This window comes from Marinobacterium alkalitolerans (genome assembly GCF_017776525.1).
GTDB lineage: Bacteria > Pseudomonadota > Gammaproteobacteria > Pseudomonadales > Balneatricaceae > Marinobacterium > Marinobacterium alkalitolerans.
In genome coordinates this window covers 23,698-37,316 of record NZ_JACVEW010000028.1, presented here as the reverse complement: position 1 = coordinate 37,316, position 13,619 = coordinate 23,698, and the positions used below count along the sequence as shown (strand labels likewise).

The 13,619-nt window shown below is 57.2% G+C and carries 8 protein-coding genes; 1 reads left to right on the top strand and 7 read right to left on the bottom strand.

What is annotated here, in order from left to right; all coding sequences use genetic code 11:
• A partial coding sequence (locus H9C73_RS16165) for a retention module-containing protein (RefSeq protein WP_236014305.1) occupies positions 1-1,013 on the bottom strand: 1,013 nt, incomplete at its 3' end.
• 144 nt (positions 1,014-1,157) lie between these two features.
• Between H9C73_RS16165 and H9C73_RS14475 the strand changes: the two genes are divergently transcribed.
• Positions 1,158-2,126: a hypothetical protein gene (locus tag H9C73_RS14475; protein WP_328797987.1), complete on the top strand. Its 969-nt coding sequence runs from the start codon at positions 1,158-1,160 to the stop codon at positions 2,124-2,126.
• Between the two features lie 66 nt (positions 2,127-2,192).
• Here the strand turns inward: H9C73_RS14475 and H9C73_RS14470 are convergent, their stop codons facing one another.
• The 6 genes from H9C73_RS14470 to pilQ form a co-directional block, all read right to left on the bottom strand.
• Positions 2,193-3,626, bottom strand: coding sequence for an FAD-dependent oxidoreductase (locus H9C73_RS14470; protein WP_209288615.1), 1,434 nt, complete (start codon positions 3,624-3,626; stop codon positions 2,193-2,195).
• 60 nt (positions 3,627-3,686) lie between these two features.
• Positions 3,687-8,138 carry a glutamate synthase large subunit gene (gltB, locus tag H9C73_RS14465; protein ID WP_209288614.1) on the bottom strand — a complete coding sequence of 1,484 codons (4,452 nt, stop codon included), beginning with the start codon at positions 8,136-8,138 and terminating at the stop codon, positions 3,687-3,689.
• A 193-nt stretch (positions 8,139-8,331) separates the two neighbouring features.
• Positions 8,332-9,888: an SPOR domain-containing protein gene (locus H9C73_RS14460; protein WP_209288613.1), complete on the bottom strand. Its 1,557-nt coding sequence runs from the start codon at positions 9,886-9,888 to the stop codon at positions 8,332-8,334.
• A 14-nt stretch (positions 9,889-9,902) separates the two neighbouring features.
• Entirely contained in the window at positions 9,903-10,994 is a 1,092-nt protein-coding gene (aroB, locus tag H9C73_RS14455; protein WP_209288612.1) for a 3-dehydroquinate synthase, read from the bottom strand.
• A 21-nt stretch (positions 10,995-11,015) separates the two neighbouring features.
• Entirely contained in the window at positions 11,016-11,543 is a 528-nt protein-coding gene (gene aroK, locus H9C73_RS14450) for a shikimate kinase AroK (RefSeq protein ID WP_268927272.1), read from the bottom strand.
• An 18-nt stretch (positions 11,544-11,561) separates the two neighbouring features.
• The gene (pilQ, locus tag H9C73_RS14445; protein WP_328797986.1) at positions 11,562-13,592 is read right to left on the bottom strand and encodes a type IV pilus secretin PilQ; all 2,031 of its coding nucleotides are present in this window, start codon (positions 13,590-13,592) and stop codon (positions 11,562-11,564) included.
• Positions 13,593-13,619: the final 27 nt, after the last annotated feature.

The window sequence follows — 13,619 nt, the reverse complement described above, 5'->3', positions numbered from 1 at the left end:
TTTTCAGCACCCACGGTTACGGTTACCGTCGCCGTATCTTCCGCGCCTTCCGAGTCTGTCACCGTGTAGGTAAAGGTATCTTCACCGCTGAAGCCTTCATCTGGCGTGTAGGTCAGGCTGCCATCCGGGTTCTGTGTCACTGTGCCATTGGATGGGTCAGTGAAGTTTGCCACCGTCTGTGTATGACCTTCCGGGTCCGTATCATTGTCCAGCACCGCAATCTCGACCGGTGTGCCAAACGCTGTTGATACCGCATCATCCACGGCATCGGTGGTGTTTTCAGGTTCGGGCTCCGGCTCAGGTTCAGGCTCAGGCTCAGGCTCAGGCTCAGGTTCCGGCTCCGGCTGAGGTTCAGGTTCGGGCTCCGGCTCAGGTTCCGGCTCCGGCTCCGGCTGGGGTTCAGGTTCGGGCTCCGGCTCAGGTTCCGGCTCCGGCTCCGGCTCCGGCTCCGGCTGAGGTTCAGGTTCGGGCTCCGGCTCAGGTTCGGGCTCCGGCTGAGGTTCAGGCAGCGGCTCCTCGTCCACCAACACACCCTCTTCACCTGTTGGGGTTTCTACACTGGATGAGAGCCCTATGGTTTCATAACCCGCCTCAGGCGTTGTCTCGTTGGCTGTACGGTTCAACTGAACGAAGTCAGCTCCCTCGTTACCGGGTGCGGCACCGCCCCCCGCTGCGGGTGCACCTGCAGCCGTTGGTTCCAACAGCTCAGTCGGGTCCTGACCCGCCAAAATTGCGGCCTGGATAGCATCAACGCCAGCTACGGCTTCGTCTGTTGCAAACTGATCGGCAGGTGTAAACGTATCAGTCGTTGCAAGCCAGTTCTCTCCACCTGACAAACTGACTACATTGTCCACACCGTTGAGCGTAATCTCGACCTCGGCATCTACGCCGGTGCGAATAACATCCTGCTCCCGAATAGCATCACCGAGCGCCAATACTCGCTCGATACCTTCTTCATCTATGGCAACCACCATGCCTTTGATAGCGGTTACGCTGCCGATCACTTCACTCATCGCTTTGCCCTCCCGGGGTTATAGATAACTTAACCCTAGTTTTCATGTCGACATTCCGCCATTGTACTCTGGTACAGGCAGGTGAATCTGAGCCCGAGCTGGGCTTATACTGATTAAGCTCGACGGCGATGGAGGATAAGTTCAGTGACCAAGTATGCGCCATTTTTATACCTGATCCTTTTATTGCCCCTTGGCTCGAGGGCATCAGAGCACACAGACCTGCCTGAATGGGCCGCCAAAGAGCTTGATCAGGCCCACGACAGCCTTGCCAACTGGGTAGATTACTCTGCTCGAAGCCTGGACGGTTTGCTCGGCACTCAAGAAAGTCTCAGGGTGGAAAATGACTCTTATCTGCGCATCACCCAGCAGGCCTCCTGGGAAGAGTCTGATGATCCAGAGACTGAACTGAACTTGCGCTTTAAACTGGATCTGCCGACCAGCGAAGAGCGCCTGCGCCTGTTGATCGAGAGTGATCCGGAAGAGTCACTGGGTACACTGGCTGAGCAGGGCAGCGACCGTCAGTTCAGCCCGGAGCTGAGCAACAGCAATACAACTATCGGGGTCGATAAACTGACTTCTGATGACCCGCGTCGTCACTGGAACTACCGTCTTGGCGGAGGGATCAAACTCAAGTTGCCGCTGGATACCTATGTGCGGGCTACAGGAGAGCGTATTTGGGCTCTGAGCCAAAGCCCTTGGGAGTTGCGGAGCTACAACCGACTTTCCTGGTTCAAAAGCGATGGTTATTCTGCCAGAAGTCACTGGGATCTGAGCCGCCCCCTTACAGACAATCGCGAGTTTCGATCCTACAGCCGCCTTCAGTGGCAAGAAACCGAGGATACGCTTGAATTTTCCCAGCGTTTTGAAGTGGCACAACCTCTCAGTAACCGAAGCCACCTAAGGCATGGCGTGATAGTGATCGGCGAAAGCTTATCCAGCCCCCGAGTAGAAGATTACTATCTTCAAAGCTGGTATCGGCGTGATATCCACAGAGGCCGGCTGTTTCTGGACCTCATTCCCGAGTTGCATTTTGATCGTGACTCGGACTTTGAACCGCGCTGGGCTGTCACACTTCGTCTGGAGCTGTTTTTGAGAAAGTCGATCTCTCGGTGAGTGCAGACACAAAAAAACCGGATGCCTTGCGGTCATCCGGTTTTTTCAGTTCTGAATGAAGGACGGTCAGACTTCGAGGAAGTCCAGAATGCCTTCAGCCGCTTTGCGGCCTTCATCGATGGCGGTTACGACCAGGTCGGAACCGCGTACCATGTCACCGCCGGCAAAGATCTTGTCGTTGCTGGTCTGGAAGGCAAAGCGTCCTGCCTCCTGAGGCTCAGCCTGCGTCTTGATGCGACCATCGTCATGCAGATCGATGCCGAAATCCTGGAACCATGCAGCCGGGCTCGGACGGAAACCGAACGCCACCAGCACCGCATCAGCATCCAGCACTTCTTCGGACCCCGGTACGACTTCGGCACGACGACGACCGTTCTCGTCCGGCTCGCCCATGCGGGTTGCCACGACCTTCACACCGGTAACCTTGCCGTTGTCGCCCACGACCTCAACCGGCTGACGGTTGAACATGAACTGGACGCCTTCTTCGCGTGCGTTTTCAACCTCACGCTTGGAACCGGGCATGTTGGCTTCGTCACGACGGTAGGCACAGACAACGGACTTGGCGCCCTGACGGATCGAGGTACGGTTACAGTCCATGGCCGTGTCACCACCGCCCAGTACAACCACTTTCTTGCCTTTCACGCTGATGTACTCGGACAGATCCTTTTCATAGCCCAGGCAGTGGTTGACGTTGGAGATCAGGAACGGCAGCGCATCGAAAACGCCATCTAGGTCTTCACCCGGGAAGCCGCCTTTCATGTAGGTGTAGGTGCCCATGCCCAGGAAGACGGCGTCATATTCATCCATCAGTTCCTGCATGGTCACGTCCTTGCCCACCTCGGTGTTGAGACGGAACTCGACGCCCATCTCTTCAAACACCTGGCGACGACGGCTCAGCACGCTCTTTTCGAGCTTGAATTCGGGGATGCCGAAGGTCAGCAGACCACCGATCTCGGGGTAGCGATCAAACACCACCGGCTTGACGCCGTTACGGACCAGAATATCGGCACAGCCGATGCCGGCAGGGCCTGCACCGATGACTGCCACTTTCTTGTCGGTCCACTCCACATTGGACATGTCCGGCTTCCAGCCCATGGCGAAAGCGGTATCCGTGATGTACTTCTCCACCGAACCGATGGTGACGGCACCAAACTCGTCGTTCAGGGTACAGGCCCCTTCACAGAGCCGGTCCTGCGGACAGACGCGACCGCAGACTTCCGGCAGGGAGTTGGTCTGATGGCTCAGCTCCACCGCTTCCATGATGTTGCCTTCGGTGACCAGCTTCAGCCAGTTGGGGATGAAGTTGTGTACCGGGCACTTCCACTCACAGTAAGGGTTGCCGCACTCCAGACAGCGATGAGACTGGCTCGCCGCCGCATCTTCCTGGAAGGGTTCGTAGATTTCGGCGAACTGCTGCTTGCGCACGTCTGCCGGAATTTTTGCCGGGCCCTGACGGCCAACGTCGATAAACTGAAAATCGTTCTTCAGACGGTTAGTCATGTTACCACCTCGTCCGGCCCCCACCCTCGGGCAGGGACCGCAGTTAGTCGTTCTCTGTGCTTACTCGGGACGCACACGCACAGTGTTCAGAAGGTCATTCAGGCTGGCCGCTTTCGGCTTGACCAACCAGAACTTGCCGATGAAGTCGTAGAAGTTATCCAGGATCTCCTGACCCCAGGCACTTCCGGTCTCGGCCGTGAACTCCTCAATCACCAGACGCAGGTGGTGCTTGTACGCTTCCATCTGCTCGGTTGCGATGCGGTGGATATCCACCAGTTCGTGGTTGTACTTATCCACAAAGCTGTTGGTCTGATCCAGCACGTAAGCAAAGCCACCGGTCATGCCGGCACCGAAGTTGTAACCGGTTTCACCCAGTACAGTGACCAGACCGCCTGTCATGTATTCACAGCAGTGGTCACCGGCTCCCTCGATCACGGCATGACAACCGGAGTTGCGCACACCGAAGCGCTCACCGGCACGGCCGGCTGCAAACAGCTTGCCGCCGGTTGCGCCGTACAGGCAGGTGTTGCCCAGAATCGAGGTTTCGTTGGACTTGAAGGTAACCGCCTCGAACGGACGCACGACAATCTTGCCGCCCGCCATGCCTTTACCGACGTAGTCGTTGGCATCGCCTTCCAGCAACAGGTTCTGGCCACCGGCGTTCCAGACACCGAAGGACTGACCGGCATGGCCCTGGAAGCGGAAGGTGATCGGCGCATCGTCCATGCCACGGTTGCTGTGCTGACGCGCAATCTCGCCTGAGGTGCGGGCACCAACCGAGCGGTCGCAGTTGGTGATCTTCAATGACCACTCACCACCGCTCTTGGAGGCAATCGTCTCACGGGCCAGCTCCAGCATTTCCGTGTTCAGGCTGCCGGCATCGTAGGGCTCGTTGCGCGGCTGCTGACAGATGTGCGGATATTCTGCCGGGACACCTGCAGTACCGATAATCGGCTCCAGATCCAGATTGGCCTGTTTCTCGGTGACGCCTTCCAGCACTTCCAGCAGATCCACGCGACCTACCAGCTCATCAAAGGTGCGAACGCCCAGCTGAGCCATCAGTTGGCGCACTTCTCCAGCAATGAAGCGGAAGAAATTCTTCACCATTTCCACGGTACCGCGGAAATGCTTGCTGCGCAGATCATCACGCTGGGTCGCGACACCGGTCGCACAGTTGTTCAGGTGACAGATACGCAGGTATTTACAGCCCAGCGCCACCATCGGCATGGTACCGAAGCCGAAGCTTTCCGCACCCAGAATACCGGCCTTGATCACGTCCAGGCCGGTTTTCAGACCACCGTCTGTCTGCAGGCGGATCTTGCCACGCAGGTGGTTGGCACGCAGCGCCTGATGCGCATCGGCCAGACCCAGCTCCCACGGAGAGCCGGCATAGTGGATGGAGGTCAGCGGAGACGCCGCCGTACCACCGTCATAGCCGGAGATCGTGATCAGATCCGCATACGCCTTGGCCACACCACAGGCAATCGTGCCAACGCCCGGGCGTGATACCAGCTTCACGGACACCAGGCCGTCCGGGTTGATCTGTTTCAGGTCGAAGATCAGCTGTGCCAGGTCTTCGATCGAGTAGATATCATGGTGCGGCGGCGGTGAAATCAGGGTCACACCCGGCACCGAGTAACGCAGGCGCGCGATCAGCTCGTTCACCTTGCCGCCCGGCAGCTGGCCACCTTCACCGGGCTTGGCGCCCTGAGCCACCTTGATCTGCATGACATCGGCGCTCATCAGGTATTCCGGTGTTACACCGAAACGGCCGGAAGCAACCTGTTTGATCTTGGAGCGCTTCGTGGTGCCGTGACGGGCCGGGTCTTCCCCCCCCTCACCGGAGTTGGAGCGACCGCCCAGCTCGTTCATCGCCACCGCCAGTGCCTCATGTGCTTCCGGTGACAGGGCACCGAGCGACATGGCCGCAGTGTCAAAACGCGGGTAGATGTTCTCGGCCGGCTCGACTTCATCCAGAGGAATCGGCTTGGTGCCGGCTTTCAGTCCCAGCAGGTCACGCAGAGTTGCCACGCCACGGTTGTTCACCAGTTCGGCATAACGGTCGTACGCACGCTGGTCACCGGTGGTAACCGCTTCATGAATGCTGCGTACCACATCCGGGTTGTAGGCATGATACTCGCCACCGTGAACGTACTTCAGCAGGCCACCCTGCTGAATGGGCTTGCGTGCACTCCATGCCTGCTTGGCCAGCAGCGCCTGCTCGTTCTGGAAGTCCTGGAAGCGAGCCCCTTCAATACGGCTGCATACACCACGGAAGCAGAGGTCCACCACTTCACTGGACAGGCCCACGGCTTCAAACAGCTGGGCACCACGATAGGACGCAATGGTGGAGATACCCATCTTGGACAGGATCTTCAGCAGGCCCTTGTTGATACCCTTGCGGTAATTCTCGTGTGCATCCATCGGCGAACCGGCCAGCTCACCGGTACGGCACAGGTCGTTCAGCACGCGGTAGGCCAGGTACGGATAGATCGCCGTGGCACCAAACCCGAACAGCACGGCAAAGTGATGCGGGTCACGTGCGGTTGCCGTCTCAACGATCAGGTTGGTTTCGCAGCGCAGTCCTTTCTCCACCAGGTGGTGATGAACCGCACCGGTCGCCATGGACGCGTGAATCGGCAGTTTGCCACGCTGGATATAGGCATCGGTCAGGATCAACAGGACCTTGCCATCGCGGGCCGCCTGCTCTGCCTTGTCGCAGAGATCGCGAATCGCCTGCTCAAGACCCACTTCCGGATCATACTGCAGATCCAGATCGACAGACTCAAAACCTTCCTGCGGACAGTTGCGCATGTAGCGGAACTTGTTGGCCGACAGGACCGGCGTGGTCAGAATGATACGACGGGCATGTTCCGGCGTTTCTTCAAAAACGTTCTTCTCTGCACCGATGCAGGTCTCCAGCGACATCACGATCGCTTCACGCAGCGGATCGATCGGCGGGTTGGTGACCTGAGCAAACTGCTGACGGAAGTAATCGTAGGGAGAGCGTACCTTGTTGGACAGCACCGCCATCGGCTTGTCGTCGCCCATGGAGCCGACCGCTTCCATGCCGGACTCGCCCAGCGGGCGCAGCACCTGGTCACGTTCTTCAAAGGTGACCTGGAACATCTTCATGTGCTGCTTGGTTTCGTCCGGAGACATGTCGCGGAACGACTTGGACTCCATCTCGAAGTTCATGTGCTGCTCAAGGCGGATCGCATTCTCTTTCAGCCACTGCTTGTAGGGGTGGCCGGACTTGAGCTTGTTATCCACATCATCGGTGTGCAGCACTTCACCGGTTTCAGTGTCGATGGACAGAATCTGTCCCGGTCCGACACGGCCCTGCGCCACGATATCTTCCGGCGCATAATCGAATACGCCGATCTCGGAAGCGGTGCAGATATAGCCCTGACGCGTCATCACCCAACGGGAAGGACGCAGGCCATTTCGGTCCAGCATACAGACAGCAAAGCGGCCGTCGGTCATGACCATACCGGCCGGACCATCCCAGGGCTCCATGTGCATGGAGTGGTAGTCATAGAAAGCGCGCAGATCGGAGTCCATTGTCTCCACATTCTGCCAGGCCGGTGGCACGATCATGCGCACGGCCTTGTAGAGATCCATGCCGCCGACCAGCAGGAACTCCAGCATGTTGTCCATGCTGGAGGAGTCGGAGCCGGTGGTATTGACGATCGGCTGCAGCTCTTCCACGTTGGGCAGCAGTTCAGACGAGAACTTGGTGCGGCGTGCACGTGCCCAGTTGCGGTTACCCTCGATGGTATTGATTTCACCGTTGTGCGCCAGGAAGCGGAACGGCTGAGCCAGCGGCCAGCGCGGTGCGGTGTTGGTCGAGAAACGCTGGTGATAGGTACAGATCGCCGTTTCCAGGCTTGGGTCGTTCAGGTCCGGGTAAAACACCGGCAGATCGACCGGCATGACCAGACCCTTGTAGGACAGTACCTTGTCGGACAGGCTGCAAATGTAAAAATCAGGATCTTGAGAGAGAGCGTTTTCGGCGAGGCGGCGAGCGGTAAAGAGGCTAACGGCAAATTCGCGATCACTTTTGCCGTTGGGATCGATAAATACCTGCTCGATTTGTGGCAGCGTATCTTTGGCGATCGGTCCCAGGCAGCTTTCATCAGTCGGAACCTCACGCCAGCCTGAAACCTTCAGGCCTTGTGCCTCCAGCGCACTGTTCAACTCCTTCCGCGCCTGCTCTGCCAGCGCTGATTCACGAGACAGAAACACCATGCCCACGGCATAGTTGTCACCCAGCTCAACACCCTGTTCCTTCATCACACTACGCAGGAAGCTGTCGGGCTTCTGCATCAGCAGACCACAGCCATCCCCTGTCTTGCCGTCCGCAGCGATACCCCCGCGGTGAGTCATGCAAGCGAGTGCTTCAATCGCCTTTTCCAACAAGTCGTGACTGCCCTGGCCCTGCATGTGAGCCATGAGGCCGAAGCCACAGTTGTCCTTGAATTCTCCGAGGCGATAAAGACCTTTGTTCATAAGCCGACCTCACTAAAAACTCTTTTTTAATCAAATAGTTATATCTATTCCTTTCTCCCGGGGTATGCTGGACGGGCAAAAAGGGGATGCAATTTTACACGCGCGGCCTCGAAAGAACAAATTTTGTTCAGCTCTAACGGGCTTGACAAAGGCCAAAAAAAATGGCGCCCTATGGCGCCATCTTCTTACTAACTTACTGATTTTTCTTACTTATATCCGCTTTAACACCTGCGATCGAGCGTGCCCAGGGACGTAATTTTTGTAACGCCTGTGGCAACGCTGAAATGGCATTCAAGGCAGAATTACGGTCGGCATACTGTCCATAGACAACAACATGCCAGGGCTTGCCCTTGAAAACCGTGCTGAAGTAATAGAACCGTTCCGGCTGTGCCTGAGCGTCCAGAAACGCCTTGACACTCTTCTCTTCGCGCGCGCCCAACATCTGCAGTGTGTAGCCGCGATCAGGCCAGCCGAGCAACTCTTCCTCACGCAGATAGGCCTGAGCCACACCGGCTGCAGGACTGGCCACGGGTTCCGGCTTGGGTTCCGGCTTGGGTTCCGGCTTGGGTTCCGGCTTGGGTTCCGGTTTAGGCTCCGGTTTAGGCTCAGGCTTGGGCTCAGGCTTGGGCTCCGGTTTGGGCTCAGGCTTGGGCTCAGGCTTGGGCTCCGGTTTGGGCTCCGGTTTGGGCTCCGGTTTGGGCTCCGGTTTGGGCTCCGGTTTGGGCTCCGGTTTGGGCTCCGGCTTGGGCTCTGGCTTGGGTTCCGGTGCCGGGACAGTAGCAGTCTCGGGGTTAGAGGTTGAACCCGGTGCCTGCTCTGACTGAATTTCGGTCTCGGTCATGCCTGCCGATTGCGAGGGTTCCGTTTCCGAAACAGCCAGAGTGGGGACTGCCTGCTCAGGATCCGCCGCAGGGGTCACAGGCAGCGGCAGCGTAACCCGTTCCGCAACAACCGGGGTCTCTTCATCTTCCGGCAGGTATTGCCAGATGGCAACGGAAAACACCACCAGTAAGACCAGCGCCGAAGCCGTGATATGCACAGGCGGCAACATCATCGGCATACGCAGTGTGCGCCCACGGTCCTGACGCAAATGCTCGGCAGCCAGTGTACGCAAGCGACCCGGGCGCCCTTCCGAACGTTCCACCAGGCTTTTTAGCTGGCGGCTGCTCAGCTCCACTCCCTGAGGAAGCATGGACTCAAGATATTCAGCCGACTCGGCAGGTGTAAACGGAGCCAACTGCTCGATATGAAAATGACCATCCAGAGACTGGTCCATGCCCATATCTCTGAAGCGCTGTTCAAACTCAGGCGTCCCGGTCAGGATCAGGCGCGGAGCCGCGCCCTGTTCGGCTGTTATAAAGTTGATCAACAGCTCAAGCGCGTTATTGGTCAGGTAGTCAGCGTCATCAATCAGAATCAGCAGAGGAATGGCGTCATCCGCCAGCTGGCGCGCCTTCATGTGCAAGCCGGACAGACGCAGGCGGTTGTCATCCTGCACCTGGAGCTCAAGTTCAGCAACCAGCTGTGTCAGGATGGCGGTGACATCCGTGGTCTCTTCCAGCCGCAGCTGCACCACCACATCCGACCCCTTGTAGGGGTCAGGTGCCAACTGCTGCAGCAGCGCACTTTTTCCACTCCCGGACTCACCTGCGATCAGCAACAGAAAGTCTGAAAACCGCATCAGGTGACGCAGCTTTTCACGCTGCTGCAACCGAGACTCAGGCTCAAAGTAATCCAGAGTATCCGCCATAATCCCTGCTTGTATTATGCCAATTGACCGAGCTGATCACCTGCACTCAGGGTTGCATCCAATTGCTCGGTCGGAAAATCCGATGTAACAACACCCTGCCCCAAGGCTTTCAGCAACACAAGGCGCAGCTGGCCATCAAGCACTTTTTTATCCACAGCCATCAAGGACTTGAAGCGCTCAGGGGTCATCTCCATGGGTGGCTTGACGGGCAGGCCTGCAACTTCCAGCAACCGGCGTACACGGTCCAGATCCTGCTGTGACAGCCATCCCAAACGAGCGGACAGGTCGGCAGCCATGAGCGTGCCCGCCCCTACGGCTTCACCATGGAGCCAGTCACCGTAGCCACGATCCGTTTCGATTGCATGACCAAAGGTGTGACCAAGATTCAACAGGGCTCTCACGCCTGATTCACGCTCATCCTGCGCCACAATCTCGGCCTTGATCTCACAGGAACGATAGATTGCATACGCCAGCGCTTCTGGCTCACGTGCACGAAGGCGCTCCATGTTATCTTCCAGCCACTTTAGAAATGCCAGGTCATGGATAAGGCCATATTTGATCACCTCAGCCAGCCCTGCTGACAGTTCCCGCTCGGGCAGAGTGCTCAGCACATCCGTATCCGCCACGACCAGCTGAGGCTGATGGAAAGCACCGATCATGTTTTTACCCAGCGGGTGGTTCACACCGGTTTTGCCGCCCACGGATGAATCAACCTGTGACAGCAGAGTGGTCGGCACCTGGATGAACGCCACACCCCGTTGGTAGCAAGCAGCCGCAAAACCCGTCATGTCACCCACAACGCCTCCCCCCAGGGCGATCAGCGTGGTGGTACGGTTATGCCGCTTTTCCAGCAGAGCATCAAAAATTGAATTCACATGGGACAAGTCCTTGAACTGCTCACCGTCAGGCAGTATCAAGGCGTCCACCTGAAATCCGTCCAGCTGTTGCTTCAGCTGATCCAGGTACAGCGGTGCCACGGTTTCATTACTGACCACCATCACCTGCCGCCCCTTGATATAAGGCGCCAGAAGCGGCTGCGACAGCAAGCCCTGTCCGATCTGAATAGGATAACTGCGGTCACCCAGATCAACAGTCAGTGTCTGCATCGGGTTTATCTCCGAAGAAAATTAGTCCAGCGTTTTCAGCGGTTGCTGACGGCGTGAGAAGCGGATGATGTCGTTGACCACTCCACGCGGGCGTCGACGATCCGTTTTGACCACCAGGTCGCAGCAGGAGCGGTATAAGGGATCACGCTCAGCGATCAAGGCTTCCAGCACAGCGCGCGGATTTTCCGTCTGCAGCAACGGGCGGTTACGGTCCTTGGCGGTCCGCTCCAGCTGTTGCTCTATGGATGTTTGCAGATAGACAACCAGCCCACGGCTCTGCAAGTGCTGACGATTGGCTTCGCGCTTGACGGCGCCGCCACCTGTTGCCAGCACGATATTATCCAGCCGGGTCAGCTCATCAATCACGGCCTCTTCGCGCTGCCGGAAGCCGGCCTCACCCTCAACGTCGAAAATCCAGGGAATATTGGTACCTGCCCGAGCCTCAATTTCACGATCTGAATCGAAAAACTCCAGCCCAAGCTCCTGAGAAAGCAAACGCCCTATGGTGCTTTTTCCAGCACCCATAGGGCCAATTAGAAACACATTCAAGTTTTACGGCTCTTGTACTTATCGTCTGAGTGACTCACGAATCATCTGCGGTGTGATGAAGATCAGGAGTTCGTTTTTGGAACTTTCCTGTACCTTGTTACGGAAAGCCGCACCAATCAACGGCAGGTCTCCGAAGAACGGCACCTTGGAGATTTCATTGCGGGAAGTTTCCTGGAACACACCGCCCAGCACAACCGTTTCACCATCACTCACAACCACAGATGTTTTCAGCTCGTTGGTATCGATGGCAATTTCACCGGTATCCAGGATTTCACCCACCGTATCTTCGGTAATCGTCAAATCCAGGGAAACCTTACCACCCGGAATCAGGTGCGGGGTTACTTCCAGGCTGAGCACCACATCTTTCCACTCAACCTCGACATCCCCTTCATCTTCCACACGGTAGCCGATCTCCTGACCAGACTTGATCATCGCGGGCTTGCCATTGGTGGTGATGACCTTCGGTTGTGAAATAATTTCACCGGTACCGTCACTTTCCAGTGCTGACAGCTCGGCACTGAGCGCAAAGTTGGTGCTCAGGAAGCCCAATGCAATGGTACCTACCGGGTTATCAGCTCCCAGATCCACCTGCAGGTTCTGGTCGACACTACCCGGTGAGGTCGTACCCGAACCGATGCTCCAGCCGTTGTTGCTGGTACGGTCATTGAAGCCCCAGCGCACACCGATATCCTTGGCAAAGTCACGGCTGGCAGTCACCAGACGCGCCTGAACCATAATCTGAGGCACTTCCACATCAAAGATCTTGATGGTGTCACGGATCTCTTCTATCTGACGCGCGGTTTCACGCACCATCAGCGTATTGGTCTCGTCGTCCGCCATGGCAAAACCGCGCTCAGAGATCATCTTGGCTTCAACAATACGATCCTTGATATCAGAGGCCTTGCGGTAATCAATCTGAATAAAGTCGGTCAGCAGGGGCGCCAGCTCCTTCTCTTGCTGCTGACTTTGCATCTCGACCGCTTCACGCTGGGCAATTTCAGTTACAGTACCAACCAGCAGCACATTACCCGCTTCACGCTTGTCCAGCCCCTTGGTTTTGAGGACGATATCCAGCGCCTGATCCCAGGGCACGTTCTTCAGGCGCAGCGTGATGTTGCCCTGCACGTTATCGCTCACCACCAGGTTCTTCTCGGCCACTTCTGCAATGATCTGCAGAACGGTGCGGATTTCGACGTTCTGGAAGTTCAGATCAATTTTTTCGCCCGTGAACGGGAACAGGTTTTTCTGTTCTTCCTGCTCCTGGGGTGTCAGCGGCTTGAAGTCCAGGACCAGCTTGTTGCCACTCTGGTATGCCATGTAATCATAGGGATCGTCCACGGTCTTGATCAGGATGGTGGCATGATCACCCTTGACCAGGGTATCGATGAAGTTGACGGGCGTTGCAAAGTCCTGCACGTCCAGGCGCTGCTGTGCGCTACGCTGCAGACCGGCACCCAGCAGGTTGACCACGATGTTGCCGCCCTGTTCTACGATATCCAGTCCGATGTCAGATGAGCTCAGATCAACCGTAATGCGACCGACATCACCGGCCAGACGGTGGAAGTCAACGCCCTGAATTTCCGGGGCGCCACTCGTATTCCTCGGAGCAGGTGCAGACGTTTGAGCACGGGCAGCCGGCGCCTGTGCCGTTTGACGCATGTTGCTGCTGCCCACTTCCAGCAGCAGAGTATTGCCCTCTACGCGCGTGCTGTACTTGACGGAGTCGGTCAGGTTAGCCACGACACGCAGACGGTCACTTGCCTGCGCAAAATTGAGGCTGTCGATGCTGCCGGAACGAACGGTCAACATTTTTTCCTTCATGGCGTTGCCGGCGCCCCAAAGATCCAGCACCAGGCGCGGCGGCTTCTCAATCATGTAGGTTTTGGGATCGGCAGGCGGCGAGTCAAAGCGCATCTGCACTTCGACCGCTTTGCCGGGCAGGGTCGTGAAGCTGACATCTTCCAGCATGGCTTCAGCCTGGGCAACTCGACCCGTTAGCGCCAACACACTCAGTAACAGCCAGAAAGGCACCAGGCGTCCAGTCCGCACTCGGTTTTCTTGGGTCCGTCTGTATGT